This is a genomic window from Pseudomonas sp. FSL R10-1339, from assembly GCF_009600545.1.
Taxonomy (GTDB): Bacteria; Pseudomonadota; Gammaproteobacteria; order Pseudomonadales; family Pseudomonadaceae; genus Aquipseudomonas; species Aquipseudomonas bubulae.
Genome location: NZ_WIVQ01000050.1, coordinates 15,350 through 31,439 on the forward strand (window position 1 = coordinate 15,350; position 16,090 = coordinate 31,439).

20 protein-coding genes and 3 pseudogenes are annotated in these 16,090 nt (G+C 53.7%); 10 read left to right on the forward strand and 13 right to left on the reverse strand.

Annotated features, from left to right (window positions below; genetic code table 11):
• Positions 1–330: 330 nt before the first annotated feature.
• The 6 genes and pseudogenes from GHO03_RS15170 to GHO03_RS15195 all read right to left on the reverse strand — a co-directional run bounded on the left by GHO03_RS15170 (position 331) and on the right by GHO03_RS15195 (position 3,998).
• Entirely contained in the window at positions 331–531 is a 201-nt protein-coding gene (locus GHO03_RS15170) for a heavy-metal-associated domain-containing protein (RefSeq protein ID WP_034114911.1), read from the reverse strand.
• A gap of 426 nt (positions 532–957) precedes the next feature.
• Positions 958–1,440 carry an ATP-binding protein gene (locus GHO03_RS15175; RefSeq protein WP_178110320.1) on the reverse strand — a complete coding sequence of 161 codons (483 nt, stop codon included), beginning with the start codon at positions 1,438–1,440 and terminating at the stop codon, positions 958–960.
• Between the two features lie 145 nt (positions 1,441–1,585).
• Positions 1,586–1,909, reverse strand: a complete 324-nt coding sequence (locus GHO03_RS15180; protein WP_372241749.1) for a YncE family protein — start codon at positions 1,907–1,909, stop codon at positions 1,586–1,588.
• 418 nt (positions 1,910–2,327) lie between these two features.
• Positions 2,328–3,107 (reverse strand): annotated as a pseudogene (locus tag GHO03_RS15185) (DUF4158 domain-containing protein); the annotation flags it as partial.
• 3 nt (positions 3,108–3,110) lie between these two features.
• Positions 3,111–3,671 (reverse strand): recombinase family protein, encoded by a 561-nt coding sequence (locus GHO03_RS15190; protein ID WP_048388137.1) that lies wholly within the window; start codon positions 3,669–3,671, stop codon positions 3,111–3,113.
• 81 nt (positions 3,672–3,752) lie between these two features.
• Positions 3,753–3,998 (reverse strand): hypothetical protein, encoded by a 246-nt coding sequence (locus tag GHO03_RS15195; protein ID WP_053225442.1) that lies wholly within the window; start codon positions 3,996–3,998, stop codon positions 3,753–3,755.
• Between the two features lie 442 nt (positions 3,999–4,440).
• Between GHO03_RS15195 and GHO03_RS15200 the strand changes: the two genes are divergently transcribed.
• Genes GHO03_RS15200 through GHO03_RS15215 form a run of 4 tightly spaced genes read left to right on the forward strand, consistent with a single transcriptional unit; the run spans position 4,441 to position 6,162 of the window.
• A complete protein-coding gene (locus GHO03_RS15200) occupies positions 4,441–5,181 on the forward strand; it encodes a GIN domain-containing protein (protein WP_019334897.1) in 741 nt (246 codons plus the stop codon).
• 6 nt (positions 5,182–5,187) lie between these two features.
• A complete protein-coding gene (locus GHO03_RS15205; RefSeq protein ID WP_048388134.1) occupies positions 5,188–5,601 on the forward strand; it encodes a hypothetical protein in 414 nt (137 codons plus the stop codon).
• A gap of 13 nt (positions 5,602–5,614) precedes the next feature.
• Positions 5,615–5,887, forward strand: a complete 273-nt coding sequence (locus GHO03_RS15210; protein ID WP_016502318.1) for a CopG family ribbon-helix-helix protein — start codon at positions 5,615–5,617, stop codon at positions 5,885–5,887.
• Entirely contained in the window at positions 5,887–6,162 is a 276-nt protein-coding gene (locus tag GHO03_RS15215) for a type II toxin-antitoxin system RelE/ParE family toxin (RefSeq protein WP_016502317.1), read from the forward strand. Before GHO03_RS15210 ends, GHO03_RS15215 begins: the two co-directional genes overlap by 1 nt.
• Positions 6,163–6,305: 143 nt before the next feature.
• Here GHO03_RS15215 and GHO03_RS15220 read toward each other — a convergent pair whose 3' ends face one another.
• The 5 genes and pseudogenes from GHO03_RS15220 to dmeF all read right to left on the reverse strand — a co-directional run bounded on the left by GHO03_RS15220 (position 6,306) and on the right by dmeF (position 11,659).
• Positions 6,306–6,575: a hypothetical protein gene (locus GHO03_RS15220; RefSeq protein ID WP_146427462.1), complete on the reverse strand. Its 270-nt coding sequence runs from the start codon at positions 6,573–6,575 to the stop codon at positions 6,306–6,308.
• Positions 6,576–6,825: 250 nt separating this feature from the next.
• On the reverse strand, positions 6,826–8,517 hold the full coding sequence (locus GHO03_RS15225; protein ID WP_153327041.1) for a bifunctional diguanylate cyclase/phosphodiesterase: 1,692 nt from the start codon (positions 8,515–8,517) through the stop codon (positions 6,826–6,828).
• 36 nt (positions 8,518–8,553) lie between these two features.
• The gene (locus tag GHO03_RS15230) at positions 8,554–9,672 is read right to left on the reverse strand and encodes a methyl-accepting chemotaxis protein (RefSeq protein WP_371926168.1); all 1,119 of its coding nucleotides are present in this window, start codon (positions 9,670–9,672) and stop codon (positions 8,554–8,556) included.
• Between the two features lie 168 nt (positions 9,673–9,840).
• A pseudogene (locus tag GHO03_RS25860) lies at positions 9,841–10,008 on the reverse strand (PAS domain-containing protein); the annotation flags it as partial.
• 685 nt (positions 10,009–10,693) lie between these two features.
• Positions 10,694–11,659: a CDF family Co(II)/Ni(II) efflux transporter DmeF gene (gene dmeF / locus GHO03_RS15235; protein ID WP_133143781.1), complete on the reverse strand. Its 966-nt coding sequence runs from the start codon at positions 11,657–11,659 to the stop codon at positions 10,694–10,696.
• 393 nt (positions 11,660–12,052) lie between these two features.
• Here dmeF and chrA point away from each other — a divergent pair, with 393 nt between their 5' ends.
• The 5 genes and pseudogenes from chrA to GHO03_RS25865 all read left to right on the forward strand — a co-directional run.
• Complete coding sequence (gene chrA, locus GHO03_RS15240; protein WP_031318243.1) at positions 12,053–13,258, forward strand: chromate efflux transporter; 1,206 nt, start codon at positions 12,053–12,055, stop codon at positions 13,256–13,258.
• Positions 13,259–13,268: 10 nt separating this feature from the next.
• Complete coding sequence (locus tag GHO03_RS15245; RefSeq protein WP_017335982.1) at positions 13,269–13,574, forward strand: PadR family transcriptional regulator; 306 nt, start codon at positions 13,269–13,271, stop codon at positions 13,572–13,574.
• Positions 13,575–13,761: 187 nt separating this feature from the next.
• The gene (locus GHO03_RS15250) at positions 13,762–13,932 is read left to right on the forward strand and encodes a hypothetical protein (RefSeq protein ID WP_153400149.1); all 171 of its coding nucleotides are present in this window, start codon (positions 13,762–13,764) and stop codon (positions 13,930–13,932) included.
• Positions 13,933–13,995: 63 nt separating this feature from the next.
• Entirely contained in the window at positions 13,996–14,217 is a 222-nt protein-coding gene (locus tag GHO03_RS15255) for a hypothetical protein (protein ID WP_153327045.1), read from the forward strand.
• A gap of 116 nt (positions 14,218–14,333) precedes the next feature.
• Positions 14,334–14,531: pseudogene (locus tag GHO03_RS25865) on the forward strand (hypothetical protein); the annotation flags it as partial.
• Positions 14,532–14,726: 195 nt separating this feature from the next.
• On the opposite strand, the gene GHO03_RS25870 reads toward GHO03_RS25865, so the two are convergent.
• The gene (locus tag GHO03_RS25870; RefSeq protein WP_081481014.1) at positions 14,727–14,993 is read right to left on the reverse strand and encodes an MbcA/ParS/Xre antitoxin family protein; all 267 of its coding nucleotides are present in this window, start codon (positions 14,991–14,993) and stop codon (positions 14,727–14,729) included.
• Between the two features lie 341 nt (positions 14,994–15,334).
• Positions 15,335–15,670 carry a helix-turn-helix domain-containing protein gene (locus tag GHO03_RS15265; protein WP_082158071.1) on the reverse strand — a complete coding sequence of 112 codons (336 nt, stop codon included), beginning with the start codon at positions 15,668–15,670 and terminating at the stop codon, positions 15,335–15,337.
• On the opposite strand from GHO03_RS15265, the gene GHO03_RS15270 reads away from it, so the two are divergent.
• Positions 15,656–15,955, forward strand: a complete 300-nt coding sequence (locus GHO03_RS15270; RefSeq protein ID WP_256668616.1) for a hypothetical protein — start codon at positions 15,656–15,658, stop codon at positions 15,953–15,955. The genes GHO03_RS15265 and GHO03_RS15270 overlap by 15 nt on opposite strands.
• The last annotated feature ends 135 nt before the right edge of the window (positions 15,956–16,090 follow it).

Below are 16,090 nucleotides of genomic sequence, written 5' to 3' on the forward strand. Positions count from 1 at the left end.
AACCAGCGCTCTGTCTGGGGAGTACGATAAAACCACCGTTTTATGAAACCGCTTTAACGAACATCAGGAAGGACCGTAAACATCCGAAAAGCGGTTCGATAAACTCGTTTCGACAATCAGAGTTCTCCAATCAACAGTCACATACGAGTAAAGCGAACTCTAATTCGTGCTTACGTTGGTTTTCGGTTCCATTGCTCCCCAAACCCCTATTACTCCAGGAAAATGCCAAGAAGACGTGGCCCAGCTCATCTCAGCCTTGGGCTCATATCTGAAATGAGCCCAGGGAGAGCCTGTATATGGGAGCGTTAAAGCTGGAGCGGATCAGCACCATCAGGCGCTGATTTTGGAAGGAAAACCCAATGTTTCCACAGCTGCGCGGACTCGCTCAGGGTTTTCGCTACTTTCAACGTTGACCTTGCCGGCAGCACGATCCACCAAAACCCTTGCCTCGCTATCCAACGCGTGAATAGCTTTGGTGATTTTGCTAATGCAGCTGCCGCAACCAATGCCTGACACATCTAAGACGAACATAGTTATTCCTCTCGTATTGAGCAGCTTCTTTAACCGCAAACACAGCATAAACGTTGACATGATGGCAAGGTCAAGTCTTGCCTGCACCCTGGTTTGGGGAGATCGCAGAAAACGGAGTTCCGCACACTAAGCGACAACCGACCGGCTTCAGCCTTTGTGACACGGCCTATGTCCGGTTGGAGCACACCTCAATCAGGCGTCACCCGTCAGGGTCGGGGATCGTACGCGTGCTAGACCTTGCACTGGGTACGCAGGTAGGAGCCGCCAGCACCTTGTTTCTGGTCGCCCCCGACAATCGCCGCGATGTGGTTGCACAGCAACTCAAGAGACCCGTTTTCTCGCGAGTATCCGAGCTGGGCATCCGATATATTCCCTACAACCAACTTAAAGAGCATAGGGAAACGATTGGGCGATTCGACTCCAGTATCAAACCGTTGATGGAGATTTCACAGCGGCTCTAACTTTTCCTGGTCGAGGCTTGCCGGACTGCTTTAAAGCCGGAAATACCAATGTGAAAGGCGTTTGGCCATCCTTTTGGCTGCACATCCGGACTTGTCCGCCATGGGACAACATGATGGAACGCACAATGGCCAGGCCGAGCCCGGTACCGCCCACCGGAGCGCGCACGGCCGGAATCAACGCGGTAAAAGCGATCAAGGACCCGCTCCAGATGGGCCGGGGCGACTCACCCAAGTTGGTCACCGCCAAGGTAACGTTTGGGCCTTCTGCAGCGATGGCTAAGGTGACCTTTGAATTGGTAGCGGCATGACGGACAGCGTTAGACACCAGATTGGTGATTGCACGCTGCACCAGCAAACGGCCTCCCAAGATTTTTGCATCTCCGGTCACTTCCAAAACGATGCCCTTGTCTTCAGCGATCAGAGACAAATAGTCAGTTACCCGATTCACTTCGTGAGCGATCGTTATGTGTCGAACATGACGGGGTTCTGAAACAACAGTCTAAACGCCTGCTCGCAGGCGTCGTTGCGGGCTTCGCGGATTTTTTCCAGGGCTTGGGTCTCGCTCCCTGGGGCTGCACGCGACGGTCAAATCGTCAAGGCGTCACGCTGATGCCGTTGGGGGCCTTGCCGACCGGTACGGTCTTCGTGACCTTGCGGTCCTTCACGTCGAGCACGGAGACCGAGTTGGCGTAGGTGTTGGTAACGTATGCGTACCGTCCGTCACGGTCGACGACCACGCCATGAGCACCGGCGCCAGTCACGACTGTCTTGGCGACCTTGAAACTCTCCAGGTCGATCAGGCTGACGGTTTTGCCAGGCTTCTTGGGCGTGCCCTGGTTGGCCACCAGCAGCGTGCGCGAATCCGGCGTGACGTACAGCTGGATAGGCACCGTTCCGACGGCAACCTTGCGAATCACCTTGAATCGCCCCGGGTTTCCTAGACACTCTCCAAGCTCATTGCATAACGCCCATTCAAGATGCCAACGGCGGGTTCGGTGGCAACGTTCTGAGTTCCACAAGTTGGCTGTTTAACACCGCGTTGTCTTGGAGCAGACGTTGTTGCTCTCTGGCAAGTTCGGTCAACTGGGATTCTGCTTGGGTGAAACGGTCCGTCAGAAGACGCCGCTCCCGCTCGGCCACAGCCAACTTCGTTCGCGTATCAGCCAAGCACTGTTCGTCCTGGACATGCCGCTGCTCCAGTGCCTGATGGATCTGTTTCAGCTCGGCGAGTTGCCGTGCCAACTGCTCCTGTGCGCTGCGGCTGAGGATCAGCGACTCCTGGGACGTGTGCAGGGTGCTCTGCAGTCGATCGTGGTCCTGCGCCCAGCGTTGTTCCTGCCCGCCTTCACGGGCCAGCTTCAGCAACCGGTTCTGGTGGATTAGCCGGTCGAGCCCTTCGGGCAAACCCACCAGCTGGAAGATCTTCAGCCGTTCGATGTGCTCCATTATGTGCCGCGAGTTCGGTTTTAGTGGAGACTGGCGTAGCCACGTTAACCAGGTGCTATTGCTGCCGGCCTTGAGGGTTAGCAGTTCGTCGAGCTTGTTCCGATGTTGCTGGCTCAGCGGCTCGATCAAGGCACGGTAAACCCTGCGGTTGGCTCGTGCCACGGCTTCAGAACAGGCCCGATCGATCACCGTCAATGTCGGTAAGATCCGCCGTTGTTGACGCAGACTCTCCAGGGCCTGCCCGGCCAGTAACAAGCTTTTGTCGGTTTGCTGGGCCAAGTTGGTCAACTCGCGTACCAGAGCGCGAAAGTCCGAAAGCCCGAACGGCAGCAATCCAAGGTAGGTGCGCAGCTCCTGGGCGTGTTCGCGGCGGGTGACATCGCGCTCGCCGTACTTCGGCCAGCTTTCAGGCGCCGCCTGAACCTGTCGGGCCACCCACTCAATGACCGGATCGGGCAGCACGCTGTCGCTGGCCAGCGCGTAACCGGGGTAGCGCAGCAGGCAGAGCTGCACCGCAAAGCCAAGGCGATTGGCATCACCCCGGCGCTGACGGATCAGCGACAGGTCGGACTCGTTGAAGGTGTAATAGCGGATCAGGTCGTCTTGGCTATCCGGCAGGGCAAGCAGGGTGTCGCGCTCAGTGGCCGAAAGGATCGAGCGACGGAGCATGTGTCAGTCATCCCTGCGAAGGTACTGGTAGAGGGTTTCCCTACTTATACCGAACTCACGGGCTAACTGGGCCTTCGCTTCGCCGGCAGCGGCGCGTTGCCTGACTATGATGGCCTGTTCATCGGACAGGGCCTTCTTGCGGCCCCGGTAAGCACCACGCTGTTTGGCCAGGGCAATGCCCTCGCGCTGTCGCTCGCGAATGAGGGCTCGCTCGAACTCCGCGAAAGCCCCCATTACCGACAGCATCAGGTTGGCCATGGGGGAGTCGTCACCAGTGAACACCAAGCCTTCCTTCAGAAACTCGATACGCACGCCGCGCTTGGTCAGCTTTTGCACCAGACGCCGCAGGTCGTCCAGGTTGCGGGCCAAGCGATCCATACTGTGCACCACAACGGTGTCACCCTCGCGGACAAAGCCGAGCATGGCCTCCAGTTGCGGACGCTGGGTATCCTTACCAGATGCCTTGTCGGTGAACAGCTTGCCTACCTGAGTCTGTTCTAGTTGGCGTTCCGGGTTCTGGTCGTAGCTGCTGACCCGGACATAACCGATACGTTGTCCCTGCAAGCTGCCTCCGTAGGCTTCGCTAATGCTTAATGATCAGAGGCAGCTTCGCTGCCTCTTACCCTGCTTGCAATACGGGTACTCTCAATGAGAGACGCTGATAGACCCTTTTTGTAAGTTGAATACCTGGGCCAGGTGTCCATCCAACTCACCTTGCATATCGCCGATGAAACAGATTTTTGAATTGGCCGGTGCACGTTTAAGCGTTGCTTTAACCTTGTTCCGAAGTGGTGTAGATCCGAGCTTCAGCTCCTGGAAAATCAGCGAGTCATTACGGCCCTGCGGAAGATTGGACAGTGCCTCAACAGCTGCCTGACCAACCAAAGTCATATGCGGTTCACCACCCTTTATCTCTCCACCCGCCCAGCAGCAGTAATATTTTTTTCGGTCGTACTCGACCTAAAAAACCATAAATTCCAGCGACTGTCCTGGGCGAGTCCCCATTTTTTCCTGCACCTGCAATAGAGTTCCAGCCTCAGGCTTGGCTCCGGCGACAAGTGTCGATTTGATCGATGGCATATTCATTCCTTTTTGATGTCAATGACGTTCAGCACGTCAATTGTGTCAGGCTGAAATCTATGATATTCGTTAGCAAGTGTCAATAAAATGTACTTTCAACTCTAACCTGACGCTGAGGGTCTTGGCAGCCTGACATCAGGTTAGGGTATAGCCCAACCTGACGGATCGATTGACAGCTCATTATTATTCACTATGATTAACCCTGAGTCGAGCTATGGCAAAGCCACTCAAAATAAATCACAAAGGATAGATGATGAGCCAATCCAGCCCTTTGACGCACCAGGATGCCAACCATCGCGATTCCGCATGGGAGCGTGCTGCCAACTACGAGAAGGAAGAGCGCCCCATCCACCCAGTTAGCAAAATTGTGATCAAGGGGGCGGTTGATGTTGTGTTCTTTCGCTCGTCATCAGCGCACCTGGTCGTGGCAGGGGAAAACGTGGAAGCCATTCGTAACATCAAGACCCGCTTCGAGGGTGACAAGCTGATCATCGAGCAGGAGGGCATTTCCATTAGCGGCTATGGGGGCAATATTCACGTTTCTGGTACCGGCAACATTTTCGTGGGCGGAACGATCAATGTCGGTGGACGCCACGGCGGCGTCACTATGCAGTCCAAGGGGCGAAGCATCGTTGGAATCGCATTGCCTGAAGCCCCCAGTATCCGCATCAAGGGCAGTGGCGACGTGACCCTGTACGACCTTCAGCAGACCGTCCTCGATCTAGGCATCCAAGGTTCGGGCGATATCACGGCCTTTGGTCGCGTGGGTCTTCTGGACGCCGAGATAGCCGGTTCGGGCGACGTGGACGCCAGCGAGCTGGTCGCTACGTCCGCCAAACTGTCGGTAGTCGGCTCCGGTGATATCGACGCCTATGTCAGCGACTCAGTGAAGGCACGCGTGGCGGGTTCCGGTGACATCGTGGTGCGCGGTAACCCGCCGACCCGCGACCATTCCGTTGCCGGCTCAGGCGACATCAAGTTCAAGAAGAAGTGACGCTCCATGAAGAATGACCAAGAACGAACCGAGCTGTTGCAGCAGATCGACAAGCTGTTGACGGCAGTGGATTCGATGCAAACCTGCCTCGAAGCGCCCGAGGCCACAAACGCCGATGGCAGCTTTGACATTGCTCGCACCAACTTGCGTATCACGGCCAACGAGGCCGCGCAGGTTGTCGAACGTCAGCGAGGCGCGCAGGAGCAGCGTGAAAAGTCTCGTCCAAAAGTAACGCTGGCCACGTCGTTACTTGCCGGCGCTGAAGCGTCTGAATGGCAGGCCAACAAGCTCAAAACTAATGGCGATGAGGCCGGTGCCCGCCAGGCCAGCGAACATGCCGTCACTCTGCGCCGGATGGCATCGGAAGCGGCGATTACTGAACGCCGGCAGAGCATGCACCTTGTACCTACCATTGATTAGGAGTAACCCCATCATGGCAACCACCGCGAAAACCCGATCCGTCACGGCTCACGTCCCTGTGCAACTGGCCGAAAAGGTCGATTTGATGGCTGAGCGCCTGGAACGCTCCAAGAACTGGATCGTCAAGCAGGCTCTGGCCGCCTGGATAGACCAGGAAGAAGAACGTAGTCGCCTGACCCGTGAGGCATTGGCCGATGTGGATGCTGGTCGCGTGATCGATCATCAAGCTGTCCAGGCCTGGGCTGAAAGCCTCAGCACTGACACTCCGTTGCCGGTACCGCGCTGATGGAGTTGAAGTGGACAAGCAAGGCGCTTTCCGACATTGCCCGGTTGTATGAGTTTCTGGCGTCGGTGAATCAGCCTGCCGCCGCACGAACAGTGCAGCAACTCACAGCCGCACCTTCCACGCTGCTGGCCAACCCGCGCATTGGCGAACGCCTGGAAGAATTCGATCCACGGGATGTGCGCCGAATTCAGATCGGCCATTACGAGATGCGTTACGAGATAGTGGATTCCACTATCTACCTACTGCGCCTGTGGCACACCCGCGAAGACCGATAGGTTTGGCTGGGCCAGGAACGGAATACATCAAACTGGCGAGCCTACGACTGATCAGAAAACCTTAGCGTACGATTTTTTCCGAATTCTGTAGGCTCCCCTAATCCAAGGCCAACCTCCTGTGCTAATTCGCCCAGTCTAGGGGACTATAGATCGCCAGTCATCAGTAGCTCTCTCAGTATGCTGAGATTTTTCCTGATTTCAACTTCTACCTTTCCAGAATAATCAAGTGCCTCAAGCGTATTCTTTGTTTGGTTCATTGCCTCTGCTATTATATCAATGGCAGTTTTTCTTGATGCTGCCATATTTTCTAGAGTCTGTTCCCCTGCATCTAGCATTGTTACGATATCTTGTTTGCTTAACTTATCATAATTCACGTTACGGAGTTGCTCTAGTATTAACTCTTGATTCGACATATATGATCCTCTTTATTATTATCGATTTGTTGTTTATGATAATATTAATTATTTCATTGTTCCAGAAAATAACAGCTGGGATAGTGTATTATAAAAAATATATTTCGAGCGAATGGGGAAAGTCGGTCGAGCCATGCGCATAACCAATCCATGGCATTGGACGCACAGTATATCGTTACCGGTGGATAAATGAATTAACCGCTCAATCCACTAGGTTGCGACGACGCAATCAGTTCGTGGACGGTGCGGTTTATCTATTACCCCCTCTAGATAAATGAGCAGGGACAAACTTCGCCACCCAAGATAGCACTTTTTCTACCGGCATGGGTTTCGCAATACCATAGCCTTGCGCTACATCACAACCTAGGTTCATCAGCAACACTTCCTGCTCAACCGTTTCCACCCCTTCAGCAATAACCTCGCGGTTAAACGATTTCGCTAGGCCGATGATCGCCTTAGTCAGCCCCAAGCTGTCTTTATCGATGAGTATGTCGCGTATAAAAGATTTGTCTATCTTGATTGACTGCGTGGGCAGTTGTTTAAGGTAGCTCAGCGATGAATACCCGGTTCCAAAGTCGTCCAACGAAAATGTCACACCCAGATCCTGGCAAGCAATGAGGCACTGAGTGACATGTGGTAAGTTTTCTATCACCACTGATTCGGTAATCTCAATATCCAACATCTGCGGCAAAACATTAGGGTGGCTGTCCAGCAAAAACTTTAGGGACTTTACAAAGTTTTCTTTTTTCAAATGTAATGCTGCAATGTTTACACTCACAGACCACAAATGACCCAAGTCCGCCCATTGTTCTATTTGACTGAGCGCCTGATCTATGACCCACTCGCCGATCTCCACGATCAGATCGCTCTGCTCAATCAACGGTATAAAATACTGCGGTAATATAAGTCCATCTCGCGGATGCTGCCAACGCAATAGTGCTTCAAAACCAATCACTGCCCCACTGCTCAAACTTATTTTTGGTTGATAATGCAAGCATAACTCACCATCATGTAACGCTTGGCGAACCCGTATTACGGTATCAAAAGCTGATTTATCCATCTTATCTTTTGATACATCAAACAAATGGAAACAGTTACGGCCACTTTGTTTGGCCTTATACATAGCCTGATCGGCATGACGTAGCAGTGTATCGGCATTCTCATTATCGTTTGGATAGAGCGTCACACCGATACTGGCGGAAATATTAATGCCTATGCCATCGATGATGTAGACGGCGGAAAGGGCAGCTAAAAGCCTCTGCAGGGCGCTTTCCAACACCTTGGGATCCCGCACACCCAAAATCAGCACGAACTCATCGCCTCCCAAACGGGCTACGGTATCTTCGATACGCATACGATGTTTCAGGCGATCAGCCACCGCCACTAACAGACGATCACCTATCTCGTGGCCATAGCGGTCGTTAATCTGCTTAAACCCATCGAGATCAAGCACGCCCACGGCAACCGTGCTGGGCTGGCTCTTTGCTTTGACAATAGCCTGATCAAGCGCTTTGGACAGCAAAAAACGATTTGGAAGACCCGTCAGCTCGTCGTGCTCAGCCTGCCATTGCAAGGTTTCCAGAAACTTCCGCTTTTCGGTCACATCGAAACGAATGGAAACGTATTTCTGCCCCCGCTGGCTGGCATCATCGTACATGGGTACAATGGTGCTCTCTACCCAATACAGGCTGCCATCCTTTTTACGGTTGCAAATTTCACCTTTCCATACCTGCCCACGTGAAACTTTTTTCCACATATCAATAAAGAACTCAGGGGGATGCTGCCCTGAGTTTAGTATGCGGTGGTTTTGCCCAATCAACTCCTGTGCGCTATAGCCAGAAATATCACAGAACTGTTCATTGACATAGGTGATTATTCCGGATTTATCGGTTTCCGAGAAAATAGCTGCCGCATCCACCGCTGCACGGTATCTTGCACTCATATATAAACCTAGTTCACCAAAATAATTATAAGGTCACTACCTGTTGAACCGTTCAACCAACGAGTTTAAACCACGGGATGTACTTTCAAGTTCCCGGCCACGAATCACGGCGGAGTTAGCATTCTTCGCTGTTCTCTCAACCGTTCCCGCTACGTTATTAATCTGCCGAGCAATATCTTCAGCGACACTAGCCTGCTCTTCTGAAGCGGCTGCCATTTGCTGGCTCATACCACTGATCCGTTCAACAGCATTGCGAATGCCTTGGAGAGCACACTGCGCCTCTATAACTTGCTGTACACCGTGGTCGGCCTCGCGAATACCGAGTTTGGCAATGCTCACAGCCTCATCTGCGCCTTTTTTAAGGGTTTCAATGACGTTTTGAATTTGTTGAGTCGATACGCGGGTTTTAGCAGCCAAGGCCCGGACTTCATCAGCTACTACCGCAAAACCTCGACCCTGCTCACCAGCCCTAGCCGCTTCAATTGCAGCGTTGAGAGCGAGTAGGTTGGTTTGATCAGCAATGGCTTGAATCACCCCCGCAGCAGCCATAATTTGCTGGGTTTCATTGGCAAGGTAATCCACAGCAGTGCTGATATTCGTGACGGTACTGGCCAGCAACTGAATGGCCTCACGGGAAGTACCGGCGACTTTATCACCTTGTTCAGCCAGTTCATTTGCTGCTTGCGCTTCCATGGCGGTTTTTTGAACATGCCCTGCCACTTCGTTGATTGAGGCCGCCATCTCCGTCATGGCGGCTGCCGTCATGTCCGTTTCCGCTCGCTGCTCCAGCAAGGCATTTTCAGTTTGGTTCGAGAGTAAGGAGGAATGCGCAGCGGCTTCAGCCACTTGGCTGGCCAGATCGCTTAGCCGAGTCAGTGCGGTTTTAAGGCGTGCATCCTCACTAATCAATATCATTTCCAACTGCGCTGAAGGGCCATACGTATCGCTGTAAGTGATGGCGCTAATCGGATCTGAAAAAGCGTCAGGGGCGCATTTCATGATATGACTCAACTGATGTTCCAGCCGCGTATAGGACCACCATCCTGTAACGAGAAAGAGCACGGCAGTTACCGCTTGTGCTGCCAGGCTTGGCAGCACGCTAGCCGCACCTATTGCCAACGCAGCCGCAGTTGCAGGTAAGACCATCCTCCTCATGAATGCCGCATAATGACGATTTTGGGGAATGGAATTTTTACCTGCACGCAACCGGTCATACAGCTTTTGTGCGCGATCAATTTGCTCCCGAGTCGGCTTGACTCTAACGGACTCGTAGCCTGTTAAGCGGCCATCTTCGAGAATAGGTGTCACATACGCACTGACCCAATAGAAGTCACCATTCTTGCAGCGATTCTTGATGATACCCATCCAGCTTTTGCCAGCCTTCAGATAGCCCCACATCAGCCCGAAAACAGCTGGAGGCATGTCGGGATGACGAACCAAATTGTGCGGACTGCCCAACAACTCTTCACGAGAATAGCCACTTATTCTCATAAACTCGTCATTCACATAGGAAATATTCCCATTCGTATCTGTAGCAGAGATCAATCGCTGCTGGACTGGAAATATTTGTTCAACGGTTGTGACAGGCAGGTTCGAGCGCAAGATGAGTCTCCATGAGCAATAATGGCATTATGCCATAATGCGTGACTAACGGGTCATGCGAAATAAAGGGAAATCACAGAGCACTGAGATGTTTGTACGCTAAGCCATGGTTCTCAGCTGCAACCATTATCTGACACTGGTGACTTCGGTTGAAGTCCCCCCTGCCAGTGCGAATAAGGGGTCATGCCGAGATAAGGCAAAAAATAGGGCATTTACAATGCAAGTAATTGATTTATAAGGGATCGTGTAACTTATAAGTTTTCCTGAAGGCTGGCCAAGATCTCGGCTAATCCGACCCTACAGTTGGCGTTGCCTCTGGAGTTTTCAATTTTGACCAGTAATTACCGAGCAAAATGAGTGAATTTCCCTTTATCTCGGCATTACCCCTACTTCAACTGGACGCTCGCAACGGCCTAGGTTGGGTTTTGGTTCCACTGCTCCCCAAAGCCATGAAGAGAGCAGCGGAACAGGAAATGCACTAAGCCAAGTCGGCTTAGCGTTCGTTTGTTGGGTAGCCAGACGCGGTCACCCGCGCCCAGCCCCCGAAGAACTGAGCGTGCTGCCTGTCAGCGCGTCACGCGCTTACTTGCCATCTACGCTGGTTCACCTCGACTGTGATATGCACCAGCTCTTCATGAATACTCAGCTGTTGCCGGAAGTAATCCGGCTCGGCGGCATCCATGACGGCGAGCGAAAGGATGCAGGCGTACTTCCCCTTGCCCACACGCCAGACGTGTAGGTCGGTGATGGTAGCCCGGATGGGGCTGGCCTCGATGACCTCCCGGATTTCCGCGATCACCGGGACATCCATCTCGGCATCGAGCAGTACGCGCCCGGTGTCACGCAGCAATCCAGAGGCCCAGATCGCGACCAGCCCGGCGCCGACGATCCCCATCACCGGGTCGAGCCAACTCGCGCCCCAGAATTTACCCCCTATCAGCGCCAGGATGGCGAGCACCGACGTCGCGGCGTCGGCCACTACGTGCAAATAGGCGGAACGCAGATTTAGGTCGTGATGATGGTCATGACCGCCATGCTCATGGTGATGGCCGTGTTCGTGGTGGTGGGCATGGCCATCCTTAAGTAGCCACGCACAGGCAAGGTTGACCAGCAGACCGACCCCAGCAATCGCGATGGTTTGATCGTAGTGGATCGGTGTCGGTGAGATCAGCCGCTCAACCGACTGGTAGAGCATTAACCCGGCAACACCAATGAGGAAGATTGCACTGGTGTAGCCGCCCAGCACCTCGATCTTCCATGTGCCAAAGGCGAATCGCGCATCGTGGGCGAAGCGCCGGGCTGCTGAATAAGCCAGCACCGATAGGCCGAGAGCCAAAGCGTGTGAGCTCATGTGCCAGCCATCGGCCAAGAGCGCCATCGAATTGTACAACCAGCCGCCGACTATCTCGACAAGCATCATCGCTGCTGTCAGAAACACGGCCCAGCGGGTATTTCTTTCGGCCAGCGGATTACCCTCATCGAAGACATGAGAGTGGTGCCAGCGCTCAACAAGGCCGGAAGATTGGGGTTTGGGGAGCAATGGAACCAAAAACCAACGTAAGCCCGACTAGCTCCGTTCAGAGCCCTCTTCCCAGGCATCCGACTCGATAAAACCATTGCGCAACTTGACCACCCATTGGCGCCGTTATTGACCAGCCGGCTGCATTCTTGACCAGTTATTTGCATTCGGAGTGACCAGGAGGGGGGCAATAGAGAAAACGGAAAAAATCGTACGCTAAGGCCAAGCGTGTTTTGCTAATGAACTGTGCTAGCAGACAAAACCAGCGGCTAGCACAACATCGATTACTTGCATTGCGACACCCAGTACGAATTGCACGGTACTCCAGTCGTTTTGGGCAGCTATAAAATCGAATTTCGTTATCGAAGTTCGATTATTATGGATTAATCTGTGGAAAATCAGGTAGGCCAACGCATGACTAATACCTCCACCGATGACCGCAGCCCATGGTCGGTTTTTCTTATTTTTCTACGCCTTGGATTGACCTCCTTCGGCGGCCCCATCGCACACTTGGGATATTTTCGCGACGAGTTCGTCACGCGACGGCGCTGGTTGTCTGAACGCAGCTATGCTGATTTAGTGGCGCTGTGCCAATTTCTTCCAGGCCCAGCAAGCAGCCAAGTCGGCATAGCGTTGGGGCTATCACGGGCTGGATATAGCGGGGCGCTGGCTGCTTGGACAGGCTTTACGCTGCCTTCGGCCGTAGCTTTAATCCTGTTCGCGCTGGGCATTTCCAACTATGGGGATTCCGTTTCGCCGGGCGCGTTGCATGGCCTAAAAGTGGTGGCCGTTGCCGTAGTCGCCCAAGCGGTATGGGGCATGGCGCGCAACCTGTGTACGGATGGGCTGAGAGTCACAATAATGGCGATTGCCGCCTGTGCTGTCCTGCTCGTACCGTCCGCGTGGGGGCAGGTTGGTGTGATTGCTGCCGCAGGCATCATAGGCCGACTATTGTTCAAGCCAGCACATACTGTTGAGCACGACCCACTACCTATCACGGTCAGTCACCGGGCCGGCGCACTTTGGCTATCGTTATTTTTTGCCCTGCTGATTGGCCTACCGATCTTGGCAAAATTGCTGCCAAGTCCAACGATGGTGGTAGTGGACGCCTTCTATCGTGTGGGGTCACTAGTGTTCGGTGGTGGCCACGTTGTGTTGCCGCTGCTGCAAGCCGAAGTGGTGTCCTCCGGCTGGGTCAGTAATGAATCCTTCCTCGCGGGGTACGGGGCGGCTCAAGCGGTGCCCGGCCCATTGTTCACATTCGCCGCGTTCCTTGGTGCTTCGATGAGCACCGCTCCCTCTGGCTGGGTCGGCGGTATTGTGTGCCTACTGGCTATCTTCGCACCCTCTTTTCTGCTGGTTGTGGGAGCCATGCCATTTTGGGAGCGCCTGCGTCGCAATACAGGCATGCAAGCCGCGCTGGCTGGGGTCAATGCGGCGGTGGTTGGCCTGCTGCTGGCCGCGTTCTATCACCCTGTATGGACTAGCGCCATATTTCAGCCGCAAGACTTTGTCTTGGCCCTGGTCGCCCTTGTCGCACTGATGTTCTGGAAGCTACCGCCGTGGCTAGTTGTCGTCGGCAGCGGTGCAGCGGGTTGGCTGTTGAGTATCGCGCTGTGAGGCACGAAAAATGACAGATAAAGACCTGTACGGCGGGTTGATCCGCCTGCACATACTTCACCATGCAGCCGAGAAGCCCGTCTTCGGACTGGGAATCATCGAAGAACTGCAACGACACGGCTACGAGCTGAGCGCCGGGACGGTATACCCAATGCTGCACGGGCTGGAAAAGAAGGGCTATTTGACCTCACGCCACGAACGCACCGGGCGACGTGAACGGCGTGTCTATGAGATCACTGAGCAAGGCCAAGTTGCGCTGGTCGAGGCACGTGCAAAGGTTAAGGAGCTGTTCGGCGAGTTGATCGAAGGTTGCTGAGTTTACGGCTTCAACTCGGCGTCAGGCGGTTCACTGGCACCGCGTCAGACTAGGGCCGCTTTCTGCATTTTCTGACGCCAAGGCGTCAATCTCTATGGCCTCAACCTGACAGGCCGAATGCTTAGCGTACGATTTTTTCCGATTTCTCTATCGACCCCTATTTGGACCTGGTGTAGAACCTGGCGGCATGGATCTCGACGACAAACACGACGAAGTTCAATGCCCAGCGGGCAAGGGCAAGGGCAAGGGCAAGGCAGAGCGAGAGGACGAAGATCGTGAATTCGTATTGGCCTCTTTGGATTGGCTCACCATGAGCGACTTCCGCGCCTTCACCGCTGGCATCCGCCAGGCGGCATGATCCCAACCCCACCGCCCCGGCAACCGACTTGGTTGCCGGACCACCAGTTAAGGGAAGGACGCGATGAGCAACCAATACACCGTAACCTGGACGGTGGACGTCGAAGTAATGGGCGACCACAAAGACGCTGCACAGGTCGTAGCTGACCTTTATTTTCAAGAGCGTATCGCCGCAGGGGAGCACGGTAGCGCCTGCTCGTTTACCGTGGCTGGTTCGGATAACTTTCCGGTGGAAATCGACCTTGCAGATAGCTTGTCGGATCTCGAAGGCGACGACACACAATAATCACCTGGTGCGGTGGCCACCGCACCAGGGATACCCCGCGCTACGTTGAAATCTGACGAATCTGCAGGGCTCTACACCCCCACTTTTTAAGAGAATCCGCGCTCTAACTCCCTCCGCTTGCGAATAACCCCAACATCGTTGTAAATGGCGATGCCGAGCTGATTCATGTATTGGATTTCAACAACCAGTGCCATGTAAAGCAGACAGGTTCACTGCAGGAGCAGGACATGCGACAAGAGGTTTGCCAAGTGATGGAGGGAGGCGCGGAGGCGTTCGAGCGACGCTATCAACGCTTGGGGGAGAGGTTTGATTAGGACTGACCATCGGGCGAGCGTTGCTCTGGTGAATGCGATAAGGACTCGGCAATGACGAAGGGTTGGAGAATCCCATAGGACTTTGAAATAAATGTTAGGGCTATGCGTTTGCCGGCTGCCACAGTCGGCCATCATAGACAAGCCGGGTTCAGGATTCGACAACACCTCCACAGGGCAACGCCAATCATAAGGATGTTAGACGTAAACGCCATGTTCAATCTGATTCAAGAACCTATCCACATCTTCATAACCTAAACGCGTCGACAACATATCGCATGGGACTTGCCATCCTAGCCCGTAGGCCGGATCACGCAACCAGCGTTCGGCATGCTTGCGCGTTCCAAATACCCGCGTTGCTATCATCAGAACCTGCTCGGACCGCCCCACGAAGCACCTGTGAACCATGCTCCAGCACGCAATTGGGGCGCTAGGGCTTAACGCAACTATCTGCAAATCATTCATAGATTACATCTCGAAGATGTCACCGTTTAACCGCACAGCCTGCCAATCGGTTCTATTTCCCTACCTTTCTGCACGGCGATTTCGAGTAGCCTCCCTCGTTTTTCAGACCTCTTCTGTAGCAGCTCTCGGGCTTCCGCTTCCATTTGAGCGGCATCATGCCATTTACGGGTTTTGATTTTGCGCCGGCCTTTCATTCCATCTCCTCAATGTCAGTAATCATTACTATCAGCAGCCGCCGAATTACGCACCGCGCACCATAGTCACACCGCACAGGATAGCTCAGCCCTTGCTGCGGCCCATGCGAATGATGGTAGGGCCGGAAGCGCCCACACCAAGACAGCTTATCGGGGTGAAGGCCCAATAATTTCCGTTCGAATTCGATCCATCATTGAGTCCAGCGTGACGGTTTCGTCCATAAAAAGGTAACACTGCGTCAAAATCGTCAAAGGATGTACACCCATGGCAGCGGCCAGCGCTTGAACCATTTCAAGCGTAGGGCCCTTTCCGCCGCCTTCCAATTGGCTCAGGTAAGTCTGGCTGCTATGCCCCGCGAAGTCTTCCTGGCTGAGATGACGAGACTTCCTCATCTGTCTCAACGCCTTACCAAATGCCTGTTTCAGCTCCATTTTTTTCATTCCCATAAAAGGAATGATGAAGCCGTCTTGAACGTCAGACATCCATTAACTATTTTTAATATTTTGGGAGTTTTTTCAATGTTCAAAACGTATAGACATGCAGAGCTCAGCCCTGCAGCCGTTTTCGGTGGTGGCGTCGCCAGCTACTGGCAGTTCGTTGAGCTGGAGGTACACCATCCCTGGTTCTACATCGAATTGGTGAGGGATTATGGCGACGACATCGTGGGCAGCATGTTGATGGTCCCAACGGTGCCGATACTTCAACAGATGCTTTCGGAGTTGGATGAACGCTCATGGTTCGGCCAAGCACACCTGATGTCTCCTTGAATCGCCCCGGGTTTCCTAGACACTCTCCAGGCTCGCTGCGTAACGCTTTTCAAACTCTTGAATCGCCCCTAGTTTCGTAGACATCTCCAAGCCTTAAAATGAGGCCCATTAGGAGGTGCCATGAGCAACCAGCGA

What these genes read in the sequence shown, in the direction of transcription:
- GHO03_RS15170 (WP_034114911.1), bottom strand. Translation starts at nt 531, where the DNA reads ATGTTCGTCTTAGATGTGTCAGGCATTGGTTGCGGCAGCTGCATTAGC.
- GHO03_RS15195 (WP_053225442.1), bottom strand. Translation starts at nt 3,998, where the DNA reads ATGACTTTGGTTGGTCAGGCAGCTGTTGAGGCACTGTCCAATCTTCCG.
- GHO03_RS15200 (WP_019334897.1), top strand. Translation starts at nt 4,441, where the DNA reads ATGAGCCAATCCAGCCCTTTGACGCACCAGGATGCCAACCATCGCGAT.
- GHO03_RS15205 (WP_048388134.1), top strand. Translation starts at nt 5,188, where the DNA reads ATGAAGAATGACCAAGAACGAACCGAGCTGTTGCAGCAGATCGACAAG.
- GHO03_RS15210 (WP_016502318.1), top strand. Translation starts at nt 5,615, where the DNA reads ATGGCAACCACCGCGAAAACCCGATCCGTCACGGCTCACGTCCCTGTG.
- GHO03_RS15215 (WP_016502317.1), top strand. Translation starts at nt 5,887, where the DNA reads ATGGAGTTGAAGTGGACAAGCAAGGCGCTTTCCGACATTGCCCGGTTG.
- GHO03_RS15220 (WP_146427462.1), bottom strand. Translation starts at nt 6,575, where the DNA reads ATGTCGAATCAAGAGTTAATACTAGAGCAACTCCGTAACGTGAATTAT.
- GHO03_RS15225 (WP_153327041.1), bottom strand. Translation starts at nt 8,517, where the DNA reads ATGAGTGCAAGATACCGTGCAGCGGTGGATGCGGCAGCTATTTTCTCG.
- GHO03_RS15230 (WP_371926168.1), bottom strand. Translation starts at nt 9,672, where the DNA reads ATGAGGAGGATGGTCTTACCTGCAACTGCGGCTGCGTTGGCAATAGGT.
- chrA (WP_031318243.1), top strand. Translation starts at nt 12,053, where the DNA reads ATGACTAATACCTCCACCGATGACCGCAGCCCATGGTCGGTTTTTCTT.
- GHO03_RS15245 (WP_017335982.1), top strand. Translation starts at nt 13,269, where the DNA reads ATGACAGATAAAGACCTGTACGGCGGGTTGATCCGCCTGCACATACTT.
- GHO03_RS15250 (WP_153400149.1), top strand. Translation starts at nt 13,762, where the DNA reads ATGGATCTCGACGACAAACACGACGAAGTTCAATGCCCAGCGGGCAAG.
- GHO03_RS15255 (WP_153327045.1), top strand. Translation starts at nt 13,996, where the DNA reads ATGAGCAACCAATACACCGTAACCTGGACGGTGGACGTCGAAGTAATG.
- GHO03_RS25870 (WP_081481014.1), bottom strand. Translation starts at nt 14,993, where the DNA reads ATGAATGATTTGCAGATAGTTGCGTTAAGCCCTAGCGCCCCAATTGCG.
- GHO03_RS15265 (WP_082158071.1), bottom strand. Translation starts at nt 15,670, where the DNA reads ATGTCTGACGTTCAAGACGGCTTCATCATTCCTTTTATGGGAATGAAA.